General features: G+C 63.4%; 17 protein-coding genes. 9 read left to right on the forward strand and 8 right to left on the reverse strand.

Annotated elements, in window-relative coordinates; translation table 11 throughout:
* Positions 1-218 precede the first annotated feature (218 nt).
* On the reverse strand, positions 219-2927 hold the full coding sequence (locus ABIE18_RS20390; protein ID WP_499724348.1) for an AMP-binding protein: 2709 nt from the start codon (positions 2925-2927) through the stop codon (positions 219-221).
* A gap of 188 nt (positions 2928-3115) precedes the next feature.
* Between ABIE18_RS20390 and ABIE18_RS20395 the strand changes: the two genes are divergently transcribed.
* From ABIE18_RS20395 to ABIE18_RS20410, 4 genes are read left to right on the forward strand one after another with little or no spacing between them, the layout of a single operon-like run.
* Positions 3116-4534, forward strand: coding sequence for an extracellular solute-binding protein (locus ABIE18_RS20395; RefSeq protein WP_499724349.1), 1419 nt, complete (start codon positions 3116-3118; stop codon positions 4532-4534).
* A complete protein-coding gene (locus tag ABIE18_RS20400; protein WP_499724350.1) occupies positions 4531-5496 on the forward strand; it encodes a carbohydrate ABC transporter permease in 966 nt (321 codons plus the stop codon). The genes ABIE18_RS20395 and ABIE18_RS20400 overlap by 4 nt, the downstream gene beginning before the upstream one ends.
* Positions 5497-5504: 8 nt before the next feature.
* Complete coding sequence (locus ABIE18_RS20405; protein ID WP_499724351.1) at positions 5505-6377, forward strand: carbohydrate ABC transporter permease; 873 nt, start codon at positions 5505-5507, stop codon at positions 6375-6377.
* Positions 6378-6400: 23 nt separating this feature from the next.
* A complete protein-coding gene (locus ABIE18_RS20410; RefSeq protein WP_499724352.1) occupies positions 6401-7828 on the forward strand; it encodes a glycoside hydrolase family 32 protein in 1428 nt (475 codons plus the stop codon).
* Between the two features lie 139 nt (positions 7829-7967).
* On the opposite strand, the gene ABIE18_RS20415 is transcribed toward ABIE18_RS20410, so the two are convergent.
* On the reverse strand, positions 7968-9029 hold the full coding sequence (locus ABIE18_RS20415; RefSeq protein WP_499724353.1) for a LacI family DNA-binding transcriptional regulator: 1062 nt from the start codon (positions 9027-9029) through the stop codon (positions 7968-7970).
* Between the two features lie 141 nt (positions 9030-9170).
* Between ABIE18_RS20415 and ABIE18_RS20420 the strand changes: the two genes are divergently transcribed.
* Entirely contained in the window at positions 9171-9512 is a 342-nt protein-coding gene (locus tag ABIE18_RS20420) for a DUF5655 domain-containing protein (RefSeq protein WP_499724354.1), read from the forward strand.
* 28 nt (positions 9513-9540) lie between these two features.
* On the opposite strand, the gene ABIE18_RS20425 is transcribed toward ABIE18_RS20420, so the two are convergent.
* Positions 9541-10161 (reverse strand): DUF2510 domain-containing protein, encoded by a 621-nt coding sequence (locus ABIE18_RS20425; protein WP_499724355.1) that lies wholly within the window; start codon positions 10159-10161, stop codon positions 9541-9543.
* 104 nt (positions 10162-10265) lie between these two features.
* Between ABIE18_RS20425 and ABIE18_RS20430 the strand changes: the two genes are divergently transcribed.
* On the forward strand, positions 10266-10874 hold the full coding sequence (locus tag ABIE18_RS20430; protein ID WP_499724356.1) for a hypothetical protein: 609 nt from the start codon (positions 10266-10268) through the stop codon (positions 10872-10874).
* A gap of 18 nt (positions 10875-10892) precedes the next feature.
* On the opposite strand, the gene ABIE18_RS20435 is transcribed toward ABIE18_RS20430, so the two are convergent.
* Positions 10893-11270: a VOC family protein gene (locus tag ABIE18_RS20435; RefSeq protein ID WP_499724357.1), complete on the reverse strand. Its 378-nt coding sequence runs from the start codon at positions 11268-11270 to the stop codon at positions 10893-10895.
* Between the two features lie 94 nt (positions 11271-11364).
* Between ABIE18_RS20435 and ABIE18_RS20440 the strand changes: the two genes are divergently transcribed.
* The 3 genes from ABIE18_RS20440 (at position 11365) to menD (ending at position 16684) form a co-directional block, all read left to right on the forward strand.
* A complete protein-coding gene (locus tag ABIE18_RS20440; RefSeq protein WP_499724358.1) occupies positions 11365-12393 on the forward strand; it encodes an o-succinylbenzoate synthase in 1029 nt (342 codons plus the stop codon).
* 76 nt (positions 12394-12469) lie between these two features.
* Positions 12470-14557, forward strand: coding sequence for a PhoX family protein (locus ABIE18_RS20445; RefSeq protein ID WP_499724359.1), 2088 nt, complete (start codon positions 12470-12472; stop codon positions 14555-14557).
* Between the two features lie 417 nt (positions 14558-14974).
* Positions 14975-16684 (forward strand): 2-succinyl-5-enolpyruvyl-6-hydroxy-3-cyclohexene-1-carboxylic-acid synthase, encoded by a 1710-nt coding sequence (gene menD, locus ABIE18_RS20450; RefSeq protein ID WP_499724360.1) that lies wholly within the window; start codon positions 14975-14977, stop codon positions 16682-16684.
* Between the two features lie 263 nt (positions 16685-16947).
* Here the strand turns inward: menD and ABIE18_RS20455 are convergent, their stop codons facing one another.
* The 4 genes from ABIE18_RS20455 to ABIE18_RS20470 all read right to left on the reverse strand — a co-directional run bounded on the left by ABIE18_RS20455 (position 16948) and on the right by ABIE18_RS20470 (position 21717).
* Positions 16948-17985, reverse strand: a complete 1038-nt coding sequence (locus tag ABIE18_RS20455) for a 2-keto-3-deoxygluconate permease (RefSeq protein ID WP_499724361.1) — start codon at positions 17983-17985, stop codon at positions 16948-16950.
* A 70-nt stretch (positions 17986-18055) separates the two neighbouring features.
* On the reverse strand, positions 18056-19099 hold the full coding sequence (locus tag ABIE18_RS20460) for a zinc-dependent alcohol dehydrogenase (RefSeq protein WP_499724362.1): 1044 nt from the start codon (positions 19097-19099) through the stop codon (positions 18056-18058).
* A 52-nt stretch (positions 19100-19151) separates the two neighbouring features.
* Positions 19152-20450, reverse strand: a complete 1299-nt coding sequence (locus tag ABIE18_RS20465) for a four-carbon acid sugar kinase family protein (RefSeq protein WP_499724363.1) — start codon at positions 20448-20450, stop codon at positions 19152-19154.
* A gap of 1 nt (position 20451) precedes the next feature.
* On the reverse strand, positions 20452-21717 hold the full coding sequence (locus ABIE18_RS20470) for a RuBisCO large subunit C-terminal-like domain-containing protein (protein WP_499724364.1): 1266 nt from the start codon (positions 21715-21717) through the stop codon (positions 20452-20454).
* Positions 21718-21772 lie beyond the last annotated feature (55 nt).

Here is a 21772-nt window from a genome sequence, read left to right on the forward strand (position 1 = left end):
TGGTCAAGGGCAAATCAGCCTATTCTTAACCTATGGAACCTACTACAGGCCTGATGCTGGCGTTGCTGGCTGTGATTGTCTGGCTGGGGATAACCATTGTGCCGCTGATGCTGCTGGCTCCGTCGCATTCTCGGGAAGATGGGACCTCAGCGAACCGGAGGGGCCGCCGTGAGGGTCACAGGAGAGCATTTTCGGGCGCGCGACCGGTCTTCTCACACTCATCCGCGAGAACGCGATCGATGCGGCACCCTCGCATCCAGCACTGAAACCCCATCCTGCCGCGAAACCCCGTCCGGCCACGGGCCGGAAGAATTGACGTGGCGCCGCTTTTGTCGGTCGCGAAGCCACCGCTCGACGCTGCCCATGGCGCGCGTCGCCGTCGCCCAGTAGGCCACGCCCACCAGCAATGATGCCGCGAGGGCCAGCCCTTTGTGGGTCTGTTCAAAGAGTGGGTACACCAGCCAGTGCGTGACGTAGATATACAGTGATGAGCTGGCCAGAAGAGCCGTGATGCGGTGCAGGCCGCGCGGCACGGGCAAGGTAGGAATCCAGAGGAGGATGAGGAAACCTGCCAGGATGGTGGCGCTGCGGTATTCGTTGCTGAAGGACCCCGGGATGGTCAAGAGAGCGAAAGCTGTCATGGCGGCGCGTTGCCACCACTGCCGCGATACAGCAGCAGCCCATCCGAAGGCGAACAGCCACAGGACAGGCCCTTGGCCAGGGTAGGGCAGCTCGATGATGTCGAAGCGCTGCAGGAGGTCGACGCCGGCCAACGCGAGTGGAAACGCCCACGGCCATCTGCGTGCCGCGCGGTCCACCGCGGGTATGGCCAGCAGGAGAGCCAGCCCGATCAGGATGTGAACCAGCACTTCAACGAACCAGAAGCGGGACATATCCGTCCACCCCTGGGGACCAACGATTGAGTTCAACAAGAACACGTTGTGCCAGCCGTAGTCGTCGGTGACGGCGAACGCGACGCCGATGACCAGGACGCTGGGTACGACGATCCTCGTGACGGCACGCAATTGCCTCCGGAGCCGTTCACGCCGGGATCCCGTTAGTTGGAAGCGGGCAAAGTTGTAGCCGGCCACCGCCATCAGCACGTGGGCGGTGCCTTCCCAGGAGAAGAACTTGATGTGCGTTGCCACGATGAAAATGATGGCCACCGCGCGCAGCACGATCCCCGTCTCCATGCGTGCCGACAACTTCCCCCGCCAGTTCCGGAGAAATTTCCGGCCAGTGGCGTGCGCATCTTCATGGGCTGGGTGGGCTGGGTGGGCTGGATGGCTTGGATGGCCTGCGGCTTCGGGTGCCGGGACAAGCTCGCAAATGGGCATGAGGTGCCACCCCTGCGGGATGCGGCCAAGTGCACGCTCAAGCCGTACCGACGCCGCCACGTAGGAGAGCGAATCTCCGCCGAGGGAAACGAAGCTGTCAGTCTCTGTGATGTCCGGGCGTTCCAGGACCTCTGCGAAAATCTCAAGAACAGTCTCTGGGCCGGGGATGGATTCTGTCCTGGGGTGGGGCTCTGTGTGGGCAGACAGGGGCTCCGGCGGCGCAGACAACTCAAGGATGGCCGGATAGTCAGGCTTCCCATTGCCCAGCCTTGGAATGTCGGGCACCGGATGCAACTGGACGGCCGCGCGGGGGACACCCAGATCCTGCGCAAGGCTCTTTGCGACCAAGGCAAGGTCGTGGTGGCCTTCCACCGCTGCAACCACAACGTCATCTGAACCAGCGGCAGCGCCGGTCAGGCCAAGATCTGCAAGGAGTCGCTCAACACGTCCCAGGTCAACCCGCAGCCCAACGATCTTCACGAATCGGCTGCGCCTGCCCACAATCTCGTAGAGTTCCTCAGGGCCGAGCCGGGCGAGGTCGCCGGTATGGAGCTCTGTGATTTCCCGGCCAAGGGCCAGGTCTTCCGGTTTCTCGGCATAGCCCAGCATGACGTTGGGGCCGGTGTAGACGAGCTCCCAGTCATCCAGCCCCGGCACTGGTTCGAGCCGGAATTCTCCTCCGGGAATCGCGACGCCGATGGCATGGGGATGTTCCGCCGCCAGGTCGGGTGGCAGGTAGGCCATGCGGGCGGTGGCTTCGGTCTGCCCGTACATGACGAAAAGGTCCCAGCCGCGCTCGCGGCCCAACTCTGCATAGGATCGGACGCGCTCGGGAGCAAGACGACCTCCGGCCTGGGTGATGTAGCGCAGGGTCGGAACATCCATGTGCTCAAATCCCACACGGTCCAGAAGCTCGAAGGTGTAGGGGACGGCAGCGAACGACGTAACGCCCTCGGAGCGGACCAAGTCCCAAAAACAGGGGTCCACAACGGAGAGCTCTGTCAACGCCAGGGATGCACCCACCAGCAGGTGGCTGTTCACCACGCTCATCCCATAGCAGTAGGAGAGGGGAAGTGTTGTGGCGGCAGTATCGCTGGGGCGCAGGTGCAGGTATTGTGCGATGGCCGCTGCGTTCGCCTGAATGGAAGCCGCGGAAAGTCGAACGAGTTTCGGCGAACCTGTAGACCCTGAAGTGCTCACCAAGAGTGCCAGGTCCGGGTGCAGTTGGTGTGCTGTCTCATGGCGGCGCACGTCCAGGACAGGCTCGCCGTCGGAGGACCGCGCAATGATGTCTGGATCGTAGGCGGCGATGAGTGTTTCGGCTGCTTTTCCGCCGCCGGCGGGCAGTATGAGCAACGGATGGCCTGATGCCAGGGCCGCGAGATACACCGTTAGAGACGGCAAGGTGTTATCGGCTTCAAGGGCAACCAAGCGGCGCTCAGGGCCGAGTTGGCGTGCCATATCCTCTACGCGCGCGGCCAGGTCGCGGTAGCTGATGGAGCTGTGCCCGGCGCTGATGGCGGTGCGGTCGCCGAAGGACGCCAGGTTGGTGGCGAACGAAATTCGGGCCACATCCGGTTGGGTAGTCACGGGGCAATGTAACAAGGTAAACCTAACCTAACTCAACTGGATAATGCCTTGGCGAAGAATCATGACGCCGCGCTGGCCCTCCACGGTGGGACGGTTGGGGTGAGGTTGGCGCAACATTCCTGTGACGCTTGACACGTGTTAGGTGGCAGGAATAGGCTACCTCACACGTGTTAGGGAAGGAAATCTACATGCCGGGAACCAATGGGGCTTTGCGACAATTCACACGCAGAACCGCCCTCACAGCCCTCGGTGCTGGAATAGTCGGAGCAACAGCGGCGTCGTGGCCGCGATTGACCGGGACCGATATTCCGGGCAGGGGAGACAATAGCCTCAGCATCGCCATCATGGGCACCGCCGCTGACGCCGCGGCCCGCCAGAAGGTCATCGACGCCTTCGCCAAGGTCCACCCCGAGATCAAGGTCAAGGTCCAAGCCATCCAGGCCGTGGACTGGAAGGACTTCTTCACCAAGATCCTCACCATGGTGGCAGCAGGCACGCCACCGGACGTCGTGTACGTGGCAACGGAAGGCGCGCAGCTCTTCGCCGAGAAGCTGGCCCATCCGCTGGACGAGTACCTGCGCCGCGACGCCGAGCACATGAAAGAGTACTTCGAGGACGTCCACCCCAGCCTGGTGGAAGCCTTCATGTACAAAGGCAGCCTGTTCCAGCTCCCCATCGACTGGAACGCCGCCAACATGTACTACAACACCGCGTCACTCCGTCAGGCCGGCTTGGAACGCCCCGCCGACGACTGGACGCACATGGACTTCCGCAGCACGCTCGCTGCGATGAAGAAGGTCAAGCCTCAGGATTTCACCCCGTACTACTGGACCAACCGCCTCTTCGGTGGAGTGGTGCCGTGGCTCTACGCAAATGACACGAGCTTCCTCAAGGAAACCAAGTCCACCGGCGGCGAATGGCTCTGGGATGGTTTCTACGCCAACGACCCCTCGCGCAGCCTCCGCTCCGGCGGCTACCAGTGGCTCGAACCCAACGCTGACGATCCGCGGGTCTTCGAATCCTTCGACTACCTCCGCGGCCTGGTCAAGGACGGACTGGGTGTCCGGCCTGAGGAAGGTGGCGGCAGCGCACTGATCGGTCTCTTCGCCTCCAACAGGATAGGTACGACGCCGGCAGGCGGCTATTGGGTACAAGGCCTCCACGAAGCGGGGATGACTGAGGACGGATTCGACGTCCAGTTCTTCCCGAAGTGGCGGACCCAGCGGCACCAATTCGGCACAGCCGGCTACGCGATCATGAAGACCGCCAAGGACAAGGACGCCGCATGGGAATGGGTGAAGTTCAGCTCCAGTCTTGAGGCCATGAGGATCGTGTTCCCCACACCGAACACCACTCCCGCTCGCCGATCCATGGTCAACGAACAGCTCTATGCCGGCACCGGCCCGCGGAACTGGAAGGTCTTCTACGAGACCCTGGACAAGTTCCCCACCACAGGTCCCATTCCGGCACCACCCCAGCAGGCCGCCGTCGAAACGGCCCTCATGAAAAACGTATCCCTGGCTGTCAGCGGGGACGAGCGCCAACTCAAGCAGGCCCTCGAATCAATGCAGCGCGATCTTGAACTGGCCCTGAGGAGGCAGCCATGAGCACCGCCACCAGCACCCCCACCGGGACCGGAAAGCAGCCGGGCGGACGTCAGGCCTCCCACAAGCACAGCCAGCCCTCCAAACGTGGCCGCGTCCAGCAACGCTGGCTGTCGTGGGCTTTCCTTGCCCCGACGATCGTGGGCATGGGCATCTTCACGCTCCTGCCGATCGTCGCTTCCGTGGCGCTCGCCTTTTTCCGCTGGGACATCATCTCCGCGCCGACGTTCGTGGGCTTCGATAACTTCGCCGAAGTAGTCCAGGACCCCACCGTGCGGGTCTCGTTCCTCAACACCATCGTGTTCGTCATCGTGGCCGTGGCCCTCCAGCTGGGACTCGCCCTGGGCCTGGCGATCATGGTGCAGGAGAAACTCCCCGCTTGGCTGAGGGTGTTCTTCCGCTCCGCCTTCTTCTTCCCACTCATCCTGTCCGCGGCTTCGGTATCCATCTTCATGCGCTATCTCTTCAACGAACAGTTTGGCGTCGTGAACTGGCTGCTCTCGCTCGTAGGCGTCCCAGCGGTACCGTGGCTGACGACGCCAGGTGGTTCGGCCGCCGTCGTAATTCTTGTGTACGTGTGGCAGAACTTCGGGTTCTCGTTCCTGCTCTTTGTTGGTGGGCTGGCTTCGATCCCGGTGGAGACGTACGAGGCCGCCTCGATCGACGGCGCCACCGGCTGGCGCAAGCATTTCTACGTGACACTGCCCCTGCTGAGCCCCACTACCTTGGTGGCCTCGGTGATGGCCATCATCAACGCGCTGCAAGTATTCGATCAGCCCTACGTGCTCACACGCGGCGGGCCCGGCGACTCAACGCGCACCGCCGTCATGGTGATCTTCGAGTCCGCGTTCCAACGCCTCGAATTCGGCCAGGCCTCGGCGATCGGCGTGATCCTGACGCTCATCATCATGGCCATCACAGCCGCACAGTTCCGGCTCAGCAAACGATTCGTCTTCTACCAGTAAGGCCCGCCATGACCCTCATTTCAGAACGTGTTGAAACCACGGCGCCTGTGGTTACGCACAAGAAGCGCGACTGGTCAGTGGTGGGGCGCGTCGCCGCCTTGCTGATCGCGGCCGTCTTTGTCCTGGGCCCCGTTCTCTGGACGCTATCCACCTCGCTGCGACCGCCGTCGGAATCCTTCAAACTGCCACCGGCGTTCCTGCCCCTGAACCCCGATCTGGCGTCCTACCAGCAGGTGTTCAAGCAGCTCAATATTGTGCAACTAGTACTGAACAGTGCCCTGGTGACCGGACTGATCGCCGTCGGGCAGATGCTCACCGCAGCCCTTGCCGGTTACGCGTTCGCGCACCTTCGTTTCAGGGGACGCGGCGCGTTGTTCTCCATCGTCCTGGCCACCATGATGGTGCCCGCGCAGGTGACGATCGTGCCGGTGTTCATGCTGATCCGCGGCGTCGGGCTCTCGGACACGCTGCTCGCGTTGATCATTCCGGCCATCCCGACGGCGTTCGGAACCTTCCTCATGCGCCAGTACTTCCTGGGATTGCCGGGTGAGCTCGCTGAAGCGGCTGCGATCGACGGCGCCTCGCCGTGGCGTACCTTCCGCTCCGTGTACGCACCACTGGCCATGCCGGGCCTGGCGATCGTGGGCATCCTGGCGTTCAACTTCCACTGGAACGAGTTCTTCAGGCCACTCATCATGACCATCTCCGAGCAGAACTTCACCCTGCCCCTGGGCCTGGTGTCGCTGCAGGGCAACCTTGGCACCGGAAGCATCTCCGTGGTGCTGGCAGGCGTTGTCCTCTCCATGATTCCCGCGCTGGTGGTGTTCATGTTCGGCCAGCGCGCACTGCAGGACGGACTCACCGCTGGAACGGGCAAGTAACCTCTCTGATTGAAAGGGTTCCAGTGACGGACCTTGCACTTTTTGATTCCCTGTTGTCTGCCTCGACGCACCCGGATCCGGCGTTCCCGCGCTTCCACCCGCGGCCGGCCCAAGGCTGGATCAACGATCCCAACGGCATCAGCTACATCAACGGCCGGCACCACGTCTTCTTCCAGTACAACCCGGAATCGGCCCGACACTCGCAGATCCACTGGGGACACGTGAGTTCTGCGGATTTGGTCCATTGGGAAGAACACCCCATCGCGCTTTCACCTCAGGCGGGCGGTCCCGATTCTGCGGGCTGCTGGACCGGGGTGGTGACCTCTGATGGTGGCGTTCCGACCGCTTGTTATTCGGGTGTCCAGGACCACGGCGGCCATTCGCAGGTAGTCATTGCGCGCGGTTCTTCCGACATGGTGACCTGGGAGCAGACCGGCCACGTCGCCGCATCCATGCCCTTGGATCCTCTGGTCACAGCCGTGCGCGATCCGTTCATCTTCCACTTCAACGGTGCTCGATATGCCATCCAAGGAGCGGGTCTATCTGATGGGCGCGCCGCTTTGCTGCTGTACACCGTGGAGGATATCGACTTCTGGCAATATCAGGGGATTTGGCTCACCTCTGCTGATCCCGTGGCTGCCGTTCACACTCCTGCCGAGATTTGGGAGTGCCCCCAACTGGTGCAAGTGCCTGACTCTTCCGGCGGCTCCGCCTGGGTGATGATGTTCTCGCTCTGGCTGTCCGGCGATGACCACGAGCACGCCAACGGGGTTGGGCACCTGATCGGTTCCCTTTCCTCGGACCCCGCGACGGGGTTGCCTGTGTTTGTGCCGTCCTCCGGTGGGAAGTCTGACCTTGGGCGCGACTTCTATGCACCGCAGATTGTCCAGCTCTCTTATGGTTCCGCTGCTTCTTCGCCTGCTGCGTTGTTGTGGGGGTGGGCCAACGAGGGTCCCGGACGCGACGGTCGCCGCGGCCGCACCCAGGAAGAAATCGACGACGCCGGATGGTCGGGCGTGCTGACACATCCTCGCCTCCTGTCCGTGGTGGACGGGGCACTAGCGGTTTCCCCGGCGCCGGAGGTGTTGGCGTATCGTGGCGCAGCGGTGGCTGCGGGCGCTGCGGGCTCGGTGGTGGTTCCCGAGTTTGCCGAGGTACTCGTGACGGGTGGTGCTGTGTCTTCCGGTGCTGTGTCTTCCGGCGTTGTGGAGCTGGCGCTCGTTTCGGCTTCAGAGGGTGGCTCCGGGGACAACAGGCAGGTGGTCTACTCGGGTGCCTTGGCCGCAGGGGAGGAGCTCCGGATCTTCATTGATGCTTCCCTCGTGGAGGTCTACCGCACCGGTTCGGTTGCGACGACGCTCCGCGCCTACCCGGCTCCTGGGGAGGAATGGCAGCTCACCCTGCCCACAGGCGAAACTGCCGACGTATGGGAGTTGACGCTCCCCGGGTAGGCGGCAGGCCGACGTCGTGCGTTGTGGGGCCTGCTCTGCGTTTTGTGGTGGATCGACGTCGGAAGCCCGCTGTTCCGTTGTTGCCCAGCAACGGAATAGCGGGCCAGCAACGGGGTTGCCCAGGGGTGCGCTCCCGAGCTCAGCGCGTTGGGGCAGGGCCGGTTGATTCCCGGATAACCAGGCGGCAGTTGACCATCGTTTCCAGGTTAGTTTCGGCAGTGTCTTCCGTGCCAGCGGATACGCCCTCGATCGTGTCAAGAAGCGTCGTCATGGCCGCGCGTCCGATCTCACGCAGTGGCAGGGCCATGGTGGTCAGGGCGGGGACCATGGTGTCGGCGATGCGTGCTTCGTCGTCGTAACCCATCACCGAGAGATCCGCCGGGATGCTGAGGCCCAAACGGGCAGCAGCCAAGGCAACGCCGATTGCCAGGCGGTCATTCGCGCACATGATGGCCGTGGGTCGCTCGGCCGGGGACGCGCCGTCGAGCAGTTTCATGGCGCCGTGGAAACCGGCGTCGATGTCCCAACCGGCCATGGTGATCCTGTCCGCGCGAACCGACAGGCCGGCTGCGGCATGCGCATCCCGGTAGCCCTCGACGCGCAGGGGAGCGGCCGGGGACTCCTCAGAGCCAGCAAGCAAGGCGATGTCCCGATGGCCCAACTGCAGCAGGTGCTCGGTAGCTTCCCTGCCGCCGGTGACTTCGTCCGGGATGACGTGATGGAGTTGAGGCTTGGGGCTGCTGTCATAACAATTGGCCAGGACTGACGGGACGCGCAGCATGCCAAGGGGCACGTCGAGCGGCTTCAAACCCACGGTCACGTACATGAGCCCGTCCACTTGGCGGTCCAGGAGGGTTTCGATTGCGCTCGCATCCCGGGCGGCGTCGCGCTCGGTGTCCATGACCACGGTGACGAAGCCACGGCTGCGGGCGACATCATCCGCGCCGCCAATGATGTTGCCGTCGAAGGGGCTGACCACAACTTCGTCAGACACGATGCCGATCACCCGGGAGCGCTGGTTCCGCAGGCTGAGCGCTATCGCGTTGGGGGAGTAGTTGAGTTCCTGCGCGGCCAACCGGATCCGGTCCTGGCTCTCCTTGGCCACGTTGCCGTCGCCGCGGCCATTGAGCACCAGCGAGACCGCACTCCTGGACACCCCCGCCCTTTTGGCGACGTCCAGTGCAGTGGCCTTGCGGTTCATCGGGAGGTCCTTCCATCCTTCATTTGTCAGCAGTCTACCTAACGCGTGTGAGGAAGACTGCCAGGATGCCATTCGGATGGGTCGGAGGGAGACAATGCAGTAGGCGGCACCGGTTCAGGGAAGTGCGCTTATGCTGGCAGCATGGCACGCACCGCTAGAGAGCGCATTGAAAGTGACCCTGCTTCCTCCAGAATTCACAAGGCACTCACGGATTCACTCTCCGAGCTGGAAGGCTGGGAATTACAGGAGAATGCCTCATCCTTCCACGTCACGCACGGGCGCGCGTTTCTGGGGATTCTTCCTCGTCGTGGCGGCATCCTGGTCAACATAGTTCTCGAGAGCGAGCTTGAGTCAGATCGCGTTCACCGGGCTGAGCGAGTATCGAGTAACCGGTGGCACAACGAGGTCATACTCAAAGACGTCACTGAAATCGACGACGAGTTCCTGACTTGGGTTCGGGCGGCCTACGCGTTAACTGCGTAAATCGTGTCTTGGATTGGTGCCAAAGACATTAGGCGTTTATCGAATAACCGATCTGGTTGTACAGCGACTGCATCATCGTCGACATCCAGATACCGGCCACGATGAACGACAACACCACAACGCCAATGAGCGCCCACACCGGCCCCATCCCGCGATCAAGAGCAACCTTCCGGACAATCACCGTGCGACCAATGACGTACACAGCGGGGCTCAGGAAGCACCATGCCCAGTGGAAGGGACGGACGACGCCGGAACGGGCCAGCCGCCGGTAGTCCAAGAAGGCCATCAGGACAGATACGCCATAAACGATGAAACCTGACGCTTGGAGCAGGAAGTAACCGGGCGTGTAGATCGACATCGGGTCAAGGGTGGTGGCACCCTGCCGGGTAGTCATGTAGCGGAATTCCGGCTGCCAGGTAAGCATCAACAGGAGCGGCACCAGCGGCAGCAGCACCACCGCCCAAATGAAGGGGTTGTACACAGGCGTCTGGTTGCTGATCAGGACCCGCTGGAGCGGCATGAACTGCTGGCCGCGTGGTGCCAAATGCGGCGTCCACTGAACTCCGTCCCACCATCGCATCTGCTGCGGGAACGAAGGATCCGGGTACCAGCCGGCGGGCGTCGTGGAACCGTTGGGTGCGTGCGTCATATTTCCCCTGAAGTAAGTCGTGAATCAGAGGATAGCGCGGTTCCATGCTTCCGTTCGGATGGCAACCCTCCCTTTAGCTTTCGTGGCGGTGTAAGGATGGAAACATGACGTTCTTCGACGATCTTCCAGAGCCACCCCAACGTCCGCGCCAACCCCAGCCCCTCCGCCCAGGCTGGTCCGGTCCGCCGTCGGACGAGTTGCCTGGCGTGGTTCACATCGGCGAGTTCGTATACAACAGCCGGCAGATGGTGATGGCCCTGAAGCTGGTTGAGGTGTATTCCACGGGATGTACGTTGGACCTGGTGTGGTCGGTTCGCCGGGGCGACGAGTCGGACCGGGAGTGGCGTGATGTCATGGACCAGTCCTTCAACCATCCCCGTTCAAGCCTTGATACCGGGGCAGGACTGCAGCTCGGGGTCGCTTTCCCTGATGGGCGCAAGGCGGTTGCAGCCGTTCACGGGCCGTCGATGTACGAAGGGGCTGACGACGTCACAGGTCCCGTGCTGGCTACGCTGGGCGGCGGCGGGGGGAGCAGCAATGATGAAATCGTTCAGTCCACGGCCCACTACTGGTTGTGGCCTTTGCCGGTAGAAGGTGACACTCAGGTTGTTGCTCGGTGGGACGCGTTGGGGATGCCCGAAAGTTCCCTTACCTTGTCCGGTGAGCAGTTGAGCGATGCACTGGGCAAGGTCCGGAAATACTGGACGGACTAACGTGGTCCGGTTATCTGCTCAGGGCTCCAGCCGCCTACGCAGGAGGCAGAACTCGTTGCCCTCAGGGTCCGCCAGGACGTGCCATTGCTCGTTCCCGGTCTGCCCAACGTCAGCAGGACGGGCGCCGAGGGCGAGCAAACGTTCCAGCTCGGCGTCCTGGTCCCTGTCGACGGGATTGACGTCAATGTGCAGGGGAAGTCTTCCAGTCCGTGGGTCGCTGCTGGGACTCAGGATGATGGTGGGCTGCAGGCCGCCGAACCCGACGTCCGGAGGGCCGATCTCGATCGCGCCATCTTCCCGGTCGAGTTCGACGTAACCAAGGACGTCGCTCCAAAACCGCGCCAGCACTTCGGGATCGGCACAGTGGAGGACCAGTTCGCTGATACGGCATGACATGGAACCCAGTGTACGGATTCTTGGAATGGACGAGTTATCCACATAGCCGGATTGGCCAGCCTTTGGCGCCTGGAGCCGCCGGTACAGTGGCAATATGCCTGCTCGCCTTCTTGATTTACCGTCGCTCGAAGAACTCCTCGACAACGCCCACGTCGTTTCACTGCCCATGCGCGTGAAGTTCCGCGGCATCATGGAGCGGGAGACACTCCTCTTGAAAGGGCCGCTGGGTTGGGGCGAATTCTGCCCCTTTCCGGAATACGACGACGACGAATCTTCCCGTTGGCTCGCTGCCGCCCTGGAAGCGGGCTGGATTGGATTCCCTCCGGCGCTTCGGGACAGCATTCCCGTGAACGCCACCGTACCTGCGATCGCTGCGGAGCGCGTGCCGGAAGTACTCGCGCGGTTTGGCCGGGTGGATGCCGTCAAGATCAAGGTTGCTGAGCGTGGGCAATCTCTTAGCGACGACGTCGCAAGGGTCACCGCCGTGCGCGACGCCCTTCCCGACGCCGCCATCCGCGTAGATGCGAACGGGGGCTGGGATGTTGACCAGGCTGTAGAGGCATTGGGCAAACTCTCAGTTGTCGGACTTGAATATGCAGAGCAACCGGTGCCGGACATTGAGGGCTTGGCTGACGTGCGCCGTCGCCTTGCCGCCGCGGGAGCGTCCGTCCTGATAGCCGCCGATGAGAGCGTCCGGAAGGAGGCCGACCCCCTCCGCGTCGCGAGGGCGGGGGCCGCGGACCTGATCGTCGTCAAGGTTGCGCCGCTTGGGGGAGTGGCACGCGCCTTGGACATCGTCGTCCAGGCTGGCCTTCCCGCCGTCGTGAGCTCCGCCCTCGATACCTCCATTGGGATCCGCGCCGGTCTGGCGCTCGCCGCCGCGCTGCCTTCGCTGCCATACGCCTGCGGGCTCGGCACCGTTTCGCTCTTTGCGTCGGACATCACCCTGGATCCCTTGGTACCCGACGACGGCGCCATCGGCCTTCGTGAGGCCGTCGCCGATCCTGGACTGCTGGAGCAGTATGCGGCTCCGGGGGAACGTCGCGACTGGTGGTTGGAGAGGCTGCGACGCGTACATTCGGCGCTCGCTTCCTCGCAAGAAGACCTGTTCACCGAAACTTAACCAGAGAGTCCTCTCGGATTCGGATTGCGCTGAAAGGCTCAGCGGGAACCTCGTACATTCTCTGGAAGGTCCCCCCATGTCTGATACCACCGGACGCACGTTCCCACTGCTGCCAATGTTCGGCCACACCAAAGGCAAACGCAGTGCCGTTACCTGTGCTCTCAAGTGCGACAACGCCTGTGCCGGCGATGTTTGCAACACGAGCTCTAACGGCTACTTCCGAGACATCGCCTCAACAGCGATGAGCCGCCGCGCCGCCCTGGGGCTTGGCGCCGCTGGTGCGCTCGCCGTCGTGCTTGGTAGTGCGGTGACTGGTGCCGAACCTGCAGTCGCCGATGCGGGTAATGGATTGTCGGACGCGGCCAAGAAGGGTTTCGGAAAGTCCAAGCTTCAGTTCACGGCAATCAAGCCGGTTGACGCCGCCGTCGACGCTTTCACGGTTCCGGAGGGGTTCGACTGGAAGCCCATCATCCGTTGGGGTGACCCTCTTTTCGCCGACTCGCCGGCCTTCAACCTCAACGCGCAGACTGCTGCCGCCCAGGCCCGCCAATTCGGCTACAACAACGACTACACGGACATCATCCCGGTTCCCGGTTCAAAGGGCCGTCGAGCCGTATTGTTCACGAACCACGAATACACCAACGAGAACATCATGCTGCCGGCAGGTTTTGACGCCGCCGAAGCCCGTGCAATTGGCCGGGCCGGTCACGGCCTGACGGTGGTGGAGTTGGAACGGAAGAACAAGAACAAGCCGTGGAACTATGTTCAGGGAGCACCCCTGAATCGCCGCTTCCTCACGGACACCGTCTACGAACTGACGGGCGCTGCTGCAGGAACCAACCTGGTCAAGACAATCGATGACCCGGAAGGCCGCTGGATCAAGGGAACCTTGGGCAACTGCTCCGGCGGAACCACTCCGTGGGGAACTATCCTTTCCGGCGAGGAGAACTTCAACGGCTACTTTGCCGCACCTGGCACCAGCGACGGCGACAAGCGTTACGGCATATCTGCGAAGCCGACCACGCGTCAGTGGGAACTCGACGAGCCGCGCTTCGACACGCGCAATGCCGGCTACGCCAACGAGACCAACCGCTTCGGCTGGATCGTCGAAGTTGACCCCTTCGACCCCACCTCGACTCCGAAGAAGCACTCCGCCATGGGCCGCTTCAAGCATGAGGGCGCCAACGTGATTGTCGCTCCGTCAGGCCAAGTTGTGGCGTACATGGGTGACGACGAACGATTTGATTACCTCTACAAGTTCGTCTCCAAGGGCAAATACCAGCCCGGCGACTCAGCGGAGGCCCGCAAGAACAATATGGCCCTGCTCTCCGAAGGTGATCTCTACGTTGCCCGTTTCACGGGAGACTCCCCGGCAGCGGAAATTGACGGAACGGGCAAGGTTCCTTCCGACGGCGCCTTTGACGGCACTGGCGAGTGGTTGCCGCTGGTGGTGGGTGGTGTCTCGGAAGTTCCCGGCATGTCTGTTGCTGAAGTCCTGGTCTACACGCGTCTTGCCGCTGACAAGGTTGGCCCCACAAAGATGGACCGCTGCGAAGACGTCCAGCCCAACCTGCTCACAGGCAAGGTTTACGTGGCCTGCACCAACAACTCGGACCGCGGCAAGGTGGGCAAGGAGGGCGCCACAGAGGTCAACCCCCGTACGCTGAACCGTGACGGCCACATCGTGGAAATCACCGAAGGCCCGGACCAAACGGGCACCAAGTTCAACTGGACCCTGCTGTTGGTGGCCGGTGACCCCGCCAAGAACACGTCCACGTACTTCTCCGGATTCCCGGCGGACAAGGTATCCCCGATTTCCTGCCCGGACAACGTGGCCTTCGACTCAGTGGGCAACCTCTGGATCTCCACCGACGGCGCACCCTCCACCATCGGCTATGCAGATGGGCTGTTCAAGGTCACCCTCGAAGGGCCCGAACGCGGAAAGGTGGAGCAGTTCCTCGCTGTTCCGCGCGACGCCGAGACCTGTGGTCCGATCATCCACGACGACGAGCGGACCGTTTTCGTCGCCGTTCAGCACCCGGGCGAGGAAGGAACGTTCGCGGACCAGCACTCGTTCTTCCCGGACTACGTGGACGCCGGAGCCACGCCCGCCGGTGCGGTGCGGGCGCCGCGGCCGTCGATCGTCCAGGTATTCCGCAAGTAACTTAGCGGCAGAAGCGGTCCCTCGCCCGGGTTGACCGGTGGGGGAGCGTTTCTGTCTCTCCGGATGTTCTCTCACTTCCTGCGTCGTTTTGACGGTCGTTCTCTCACTTCCCGCGGGGTGCTGGGCGATCCTTTTCATGGCACAGAGTGTGAGAGAACATCCCGTGGAAGCCGGTTGGATGTGAGAGAGCATCGGGTGGAAGCCGGTTGGATGTGAGAGAGCATCGGGTGGAAGCCGGTTGGATGTGAGAGAACATCCCGTGGAAGCCGGTTGGATGTGAGAGAACATCCCGTGGAAGCCGGTTGGATGTGAGAGAACATCCCGTGGAAGCCGGTTGGATGTGAGAGAGCATCGGGTGGGAACCGGCACGATGTGAGAGCGCGATTGTGGTCCGGTGGACGCCAATAGACTGGAACGGTGACTTCCCAGGACTCTCTGACATCCATCGCCGCGGCCAGAATCGCCGTGACGGCATTGCTCGACGGCGGCGTGCGGCACGTGGTGGTAGCGCCGGGTTCGCGTTCGGCGCCCATGGCCTACGCCCTTGCCGAGGCAGAAGCCGCGGGCAAGGTTCTTCTCCATGTCAGGATCGATGAACGGGATGCCGGATTCACAGCCCTCGGCCTCGCCCTCGCAACCGAAGCGCCCGCCGCAGTCCTGACAACCTCGGGTACCGCCGTCGGGAATCTGTTGCCCGCCGTGATGGAGGCCAACCACTCAGCCGTGCCACTGGTCGTCGTCTCGGCAGACAGGCCGGAGGAGCTTCACGGGACGGGGGCGAACCAGACCACAATTCAACTGGACCTTTTCGGCGATCACGTTCGCTTCGCCGTCGACGTCGCCGCGGGGGACAACCCGCAACGGGCAGTTGCCACAGCGCTGTATGCTGCCACTGGTGCCCTCGAGGACACGCCGCCAGGCCCGGTGCAAGTGAACCTCGCGTTCCGCGACCCGTTGGTTCCAGGCGCGGGCGATGCACTTCCCACCGCCGCTGGTCACAGCGTTTTCCATTACGACGCCGGTCCCCAGGCGCTGGATCTTCCGGCGGCATCCACGGATCTCGCCGAGCGACGCACCGTGGTTCTCGCTGGTCACGACGCCGGTCCTGTGGCAGAGGCCTTCGCACGTGCACACGGCCTTCCCCTACTTGCCGAACCTTCATCCAACGCGCGATTCGGTCCCAACGCTGTGGGCCCGTACCGGGTGTTGCTGGAGCACTTTGGTCCGGGGTCGGCTGCACCGATCGAGCGCGTGGTCCTGTTCGGCCGGGCCACCCTTTCCAGGCCAGTGGCCGCGCTCTTGGCCCGCCCCGCCATCGAATCCGCCATTTACCAGCCGGTCCCCGTGGCCTGGTACGAGGCTGGACGACGCCGAGAGACACCCATCGAAACCCTCCCCGAGTTGGCCGGGTTTGCCGGCCGGGGGTCTGCAGAGTGGCTGGATTCCTGGCTCCTGGCCGGGGCTGCCGCCCAACATGCCTTGGATGGAATATTGGCTGGGGAGTCGACTGCCAATGGTCCTTCCGTCGGAGCCGCCGTCTGGGAGCACTCGCGCGGCAAATTGGTCCTGGGATCCTCCAACGGGATCCGGGATGTGGATCTCGCAGGCCAACCGCACCCCGACCCCATCGCCACCGTCTACGCCAACCGCGGCCTCGCCGGCATTGACGGCACCATCGCCACGGCCACCGGAATCGCTCTCGGCAGCGGACGTGAAACCACAGTTCTCGTTGGCGACGTCACCTTCCTCCACGACGCCGGTGGCCTGCTTCTGGGCCACGGGGAGCCCGTCCCCGATCTTCGGATCGTGGTCCTTAACGACTCCGGCGGCGCCATCTTCAGCCTCCTCGAACACGGCGCGGTGGAGGACTCGGGGGCTTACGGCACCGCCGTCGAACGCCTCTTCAGTACGCCACACTCAGTGGACATCGCGGCACTCGCGGCCGCATACGGCGTCGGACACCAGGCGGTAAGTACGACGGCGGAACTCGCGGAGGCACTCAAGTCGCCGCTGAAGGGACGCACCATTGTGGAGGTGCGCGTGGACCGGGCAGGCCTGCGGGCACTTCATGCCCGCATCAAGGAAGCAGTCTCGGGTGCCGTGGGCAAGGTGTTGACGGCGGGCTAGCGGGATCACGATTCGACTTCGGCCATCGATCCAGACCCAGAAGTAGCTGGCATCCTTACTGATTTCGTCCACGGTCCCGTGTTCGGGTGCGAATCCGCTCCTTTTGACGATGATTCCGTCGCGGGGGTTGAGGCGGATCCAGTTGCGATAACTCAGTGGGACGGCCCCGGCTGCCACCTTGGCCGGCGGTATTCCTCGGCGAATACGGATATGGGGAAGCGGGGCGTGCATTGTGCACGCCCCGCCCATTTCCTTTAGTACTGCTAGGTCAGTTCCGGGGTACTACCTACATGCTTGGGGGCTGGTACCTCCTGCTCGGGAGAGTTGTCTTCGCTGCCCGCTGGGCCAGCCTTTTTCTGCACCCGCTTGGCCCATGCTGAGGTCACGAGCGGGCAGAGCACAGCGGAGACGACGACCGAGGCTGCGACGAGGACAGTGGCGTGTTCTGCTGCTGGGGCGTAGACAGGGTTGGCTGTGGCGATGATTGCCGGAACGAGGGCTGCGTTGCCGGCCGTGGTTGCCGCGGCGAGGCCTGCGACGCCGTCGCCGCCGGTGAGTTTGTCGGCGAGGAGCAGTACTGCGCCGCCGATGAAGACCACGAACAGGCCGAGGGCGATGCCGAGCAGGCCGGCTTCGACGACTGCGTTGAGGTTGATGGTCAGGCCGAGGGCGAGGCCCAGGAACGGCACCATCGCTGGTACCAGCGGAGCCAGCAGGTGTCGCATGTTCTTGTCGAGGTTTCCGAGGAGCATGCCCAGGGCGAGGGGGAGGATGGCGCCGACGAGTGCCTGCCAGGGGAATGCGGCGAGACCGGCGATGCCTAGTGTGACCATTGTCAGGAAGGGCCCTGATTCCAGGGACAGGATGGAGTAGGCTCCGGCGTCGCGTTTGCGGCCGAACTGTCCCATCAGGGAGATGTAGAGCCCTCCGTTGGTGTCGTTCAGGGCGGCGACCAGCGCGAGGGTTGACAGGCCGGCGAGGATTCCGTGTTCGATGGGAGCTTCGCCAAGGAATCGGCCAGCGATGACGCCGATGAGAATGGCGAAGAGAATTTTTGAGCCGAGGAGCACGCCGCCCTTTTTGAGGATGTAGGGCGTGGACTTGACCTCTAGTGTTGCGCCGAGGCAGACGAAGAATACAGCCAGCAGCGGTGCCAGGCCGGTGAAGAAGGCACCTGTGAAGGATCCAAAGAATTTGCCAGCGTCCGGGGCGAGGGTGTGGATGACGGCGCCGATGCCGAGTGGCACCAGCATCATGCCGCCGGGGACCTTTTCCAAGGCTTTCTTGATGGGAATCGACATTGATTTCTCCTGTGAATGGCTGGGGTGTGGTTGGTCCGCGGGTTCCTGGAGGGTGCGCGGGTGGGGGTGTTTAGCCGAGGCCGGGGATGAGCAGGACTTTGCAGGCGTCTCCGGTGAGGAGCTCTACTGCTTCGTCAATTTCGCTGAGCTTCTTGCGGTGGGTGATGAGCCAGTCGAGTTCGAGCTTGCCGGAGTCCAGCAGCAGCAGGCTCTGCTCCCAGGTTTCCCAGAGCCGGCGGCCGAAGATTCCGCGAAGGGTGATGCCCTTCTTGTTGATGTATGCGGCGATATCGACCTCAGCCGGGCGGCTGGGGTGACCGACGGTGATGACGGTGGCTTCCCGGCGGACGGCTTCGAAAAGAGTGGTCAGGGTGCCGGGCGCGCCGGAGCATTCGAAGGCGACGTCGAATCCGCCACGGCGGCCGGTGAGTTCCCGGCAGCGTTCAATGATGCCGTCGTTGGGGTGCAGTGCGGTCGCTCCGAGTTTTTCGGCCTGAGCGCGGCGGTAGGGGTTGGGGTCAACTGCGATGACGTGGGAGGCGCCCATGAGCAGTGCCAGGTTCACAACGACGAGGCCGACGGGTCCTGCACCGCTGACGAGCACGGCCCGGCCGGCGACGGAGTAGTTGGCCCGCTGGATCGCGTGGACGGCGACGCCGGCGGCTTCGAGCAGGGCTCCGGATTCCAGGGACAGGCCGGTGGGGAGTTTGACGCAGATGTCCTGGGGGACGGCCGCGTATTCGGCGAAGACGCCGTCGATGTGCATGCCGAGGATGCCGGTGCGTTCGCAGGTGTGTGCGTCGCCGGTGCGGCAGGGGAAGCACTGGCCGCAGGTCAGGTGGCTTTCCAGGGCGACCTGGTCGCCGACCTTTAGTCCGGTGACGCCGGGGCCAACTTCGACGACGGTTCCTGCGCCTTCGTGGCCGAGGATGACGGGGAGGTTGAGGTTGAATGCCTGGGCTGATGGGGTCCATTCGTAGAGTTCGCGGTCGGTGCCGCACAGGGAGGCTGCGCCGACTTCGATGACGACTGAGCCTTCTGTTGCTTTGGGGTCGCCGGCGTCGGTGACGTAGGTGACGCCTCGCTCGGCTGCGTTCTTGACTACTGCCCGCATGGGGGCCGCCTTTCGTTGGTTCTGGTGATGCGTGGAGGGAATTGCTTGTGGGTCAGCCGGGGAGTTGGCCGGCGAAGCGGCGCAGGATGTCGGTCGGGCCGACCTGTCCGCCTTTGAGCAGGAGCCGGCACCCTGCGACGGCGGAGGCGTCGTCGGCTTTCAGGATTGGGCCTGCTGTGACGAACTGGTCCGACACCCGGAGTTGGCGGACGCCCATGGCGATCAGTGCGTGACTGGAAGTATCGCCACCGCAGACGGCGATGTCCCGGGTGAGCCCTGCGGTGGCCATCCTGGCGGCGATGCCACCTATCAGGGTGCCGACGTATCCGGCGTCTACTGGTGTGCTTGTACCGTAGCGGGGGTCTGCCGCGCCGCGGGTGGTGTGAACGACGACGTTTCGTCCTGACCGCAGGGCGGCTGAAACGCGTTCATCGAGGGCTGCCACGGCCGCCGGGTCATTGCGCTGCAACAGTTCGCCAGGAACCGGGACGTCCACCCAGCCGTTCGAGATCGCATCGTTGATCTGCTCGGCTGTGGTGCTGGAGGCCGAGGCGCTGACCGCCAGTACAGGTCCCGAGGGTTTTTGCGGGCCGGGGGTGCGTGGGACTTGGTCTGAGATCGACCTTGCCAGGGCCGCCATGATCCCGCCGGATCCGACGACGATCGAGGGACCGTGGCCGTGTTCTTCCCGGGTGAGGGCTTCTGCGACGGTGTCCATGTGGTGTTCGTCCACGGCGTCGACCACGAAGGCCTGCGCGCCGGGTTCCCGTCTCCGGTCCGCCCAGGCGTCTTTGAAGGCGCCGTCTTCGTAAGCGGGAAGATGGATAGCTTCAGGGGTTTCGGGACCCCCGAGTTGTTGGGCCAGGATCTTTCTTAGGTCCGCTTCGGACATGGGCGTTGAGGGATGACGGGACATGACCGGGTGACGATCCAGACGGTAGATCTTCCCTGCGTAGGTTGCGTAGTGATTGCTGAACGCGGTGTACCGGCCAAAAGCGGGCTGGGCAGGGACGACGGCGACGGGTCCGTGCAGCGGGAACTGTTCGTGGAGCAGCTGGATCCCGCGGCCGATGCTGCCGATGGTAGGCGAGCTGTCGAAAGTGGAGCAAACCTTGTAGAGCAGCACTTCCAAGTTCAGTGCCGCGATGCCTGCGAGGTCACGGCTGACCAGGTTGTCGAACGCAGCGCCGGACAGCGAACGTGCCGGACCGGCGAACCCGACGACGTCGGTGTCGGTCGGCAGCGGTGCGTCCCCGATGACAAGCGCAGCTTCGAGCCCGTAGCGGTGGGCTTGGGCGAGGACATCGGCGGCTCCGGTGAGGTCATCGGCGACGAAACCGAAAGCGGTCATCTCAGGCACCTTTCCCGAATGTCTGGACTGCGTGCAGGAGAGCGGCGTCCCCGGTGTGTGCGAGTTGATCCGCTGCGTTTTGCAGCGGCACGCCGTCCACGGCTGCTTCCCATGCCTGGCGGAGGCTCCGCACTCCGGCTCCCGGTCCGTCCGGGTGCGCTGCGACGCCGCCGCCGGCGAGCATCATCAGGTCTGTCGAACCAACTGCCTCGAATGTCGGGCCAGGGGTGGTGACGTTCTGACCTGAGGACAACACAGGAAGCGGTGCAATGGTCTGTCCGAGAGGTTCGAGCAGGCAGCGGATGTTGGAGGCGACCTCTTCATCGAGCTCATAGAACTTGCTGCCCAGCCCGCTTGCGTGAAGGTGGTCTGCGCCGGCCAGACGGGCCATCTGCTGCCATACCCGGTAATCCATGCCCAGGGCTTTGGACCTCATGGAAGCTGCCAGGCCGGCCCGGTGGCCGTGGATGGGAACCTCGGCGAAGCTTCGCAACAGCGCCAGTGCAGGCATTCCCATCACTGGAATGTTCAGCATCACGCAGCGGCCGCCGGCTTCAACGACCAGGTCGTGGCGCTTTTGCAGCCCGGCGAGGTCACCGGTGATGTTGAACGCATACATAGTGGCGTGGCCTGTGAGCTGTTCGGCGGCGCGGATCTCTTCCGTGGCGACGGCGATCCGGCGTTCCAACGGAAGGTACGCCGGATCGGTCATGAGCTCATCGTCCTTGATCAGGTCGATGGAGGCCATGGCCAGATCACGGACCACGAGCCGGAATTCATCTTCGGAAAGTCCTACGTTGGGCTTGACGATGGTGCCAACCATGACGCCCTGGACATCGCTGATGAGCTTGCGCGTGCCCTCGATACCGAAGGCCGGCCCGGGGTGGGCGGCAACGAAGTCTTCAGGCAGCCGAATGTCCTGAAGCCTGCATGCGTAAAGATCGCCCAGCTCGAAGAGGTTGCCTGCGATGGCTGTCTGCAAAGTGGCCAGGTCCGTGCCGACATTCTCCATCGGGAAGTCAACGGTAACCACGGCAGCGCGGACCTTTTCCGGGTTTGCCCGGGATGGCAGCGAAGGGCGGCAGAAGCCAATTTCCTGAACAGCCGAGATCCGCGCTGCGTGTCGCTCCCGGATCCGTGCGGACTCGCCCGGCACGGGGAGGAAGGTGCCGCTGGACTGTTCGCCAGCCATGATGGCAGCCGCCTTCTCCGGGTCAATCTCGGACTCAAGGTAGTAGGTGCAACGCACCGAGCGCGGGTCGCGCATGGACTCTCCATTTCGGGGGATTTGAAACTTACGTATCCGATGTCACCTGCAGGTA

The sequence above is a fragment of the Arthrobacter sp. 2762 genome (assembly GCF_040548745.1).
GTDB lineage: Bacteria > Actinomycetota > Actinomycetes > Actinomycetales > Micrococcaceae > Arthrobacter.

Coding starts and splice junctions, on each gene's coding strand:
- ABIE18_RS20425 (WP_499724355.1), bottom strand. CDS start 10,161: ATGACGCACGCACCCAACGGTTCCACGACGCCCGCCGGCTGGTACCCG.
- ABIE18_RS20470 (WP_499724364.1), bottom strand. CDS start 21,717: ATGCGCGACCCGCGCTCGGTGCGTTGCACCTACTACCTTGAGTCCGAG.
- ABIE18_RS20430 (WP_499724356.1), top strand. CDS start 10,266: ATGACGTTCTTCGACGATCTTCCAGAGCCACCCCAACGTCCGCGCCAA.
- ABIE18_RS20445 (WP_499724359.1), top strand. CDS start 12,470: ATGTCTGATACCACCGGACGCACGTTCCCACTGCTGCCAATGTTCGGC.
- ABIE18_RS20405 (WP_499724351.1), top strand. CDS start 5,505: ATGACCCTCATTTCAGAACGTGTTGAAACCACGGCGCCTGTGGTTACG.
- ABIE18_RS20420 (WP_499724354.1), top strand. CDS start 9,171: ATGGCACGCACCGCTAGAGAGCGCATTGAAAGTGACCCTGCTTCCTCC.
- ABIE18_RS20455 (WP_499724361.1), bottom strand. CDS start 17,985: ATGTCGATTCCCATCAAGAAAGCCTTGGAAAAGGTCCCCGGCGGCATG.
- ABIE18_RS20465 (WP_499724363.1), bottom strand. CDS start 20,450: ATGACCGCTTTCGGTTTCGTCGCCGATGACCTCACCGGAGCCGCCGAT.
- ABIE18_RS20400 (WP_499724350.1), top strand. CDS start 4,531: ATGAGCACCGCCACCAGCACCCCCACCGGGACCGGAAAGCAGCCGGGC.
- ABIE18_RS20440 (WP_499724358.1), top strand. CDS start 11,365: ATGCCTGCTCGCCTTCTTGATTTACCGTCGCTCGAAGAACTCCTCGAC.
- ABIE18_RS20395 (WP_499724349.1), top strand. CDS start 3,116: ATGCCGGGAACCAATGGGGCTTTGCGACAATTCACACGCAGAACCGCC.
- ABIE18_RS20415 (WP_499724353.1), bottom strand. CDS start 9,029: ATGAACCGCAAGGCCACTGCACTGGACGTCGCCAAAAGGGCGGGGGTG.
- ABIE18_RS20435 (WP_499724357.1), bottom strand. CDS start 11,270: ATGTCATGCCGTATCAGCGAACTGGTCCTCCACTGTGCCGATCCCGAA.
- ABIE18_RS20460 (WP_499724362.1), bottom strand. CDS start 19,099: ATGCGGGCAGTAGTCAAGAACGCAGCCGAGCGAGGCGTCACCTACGTC.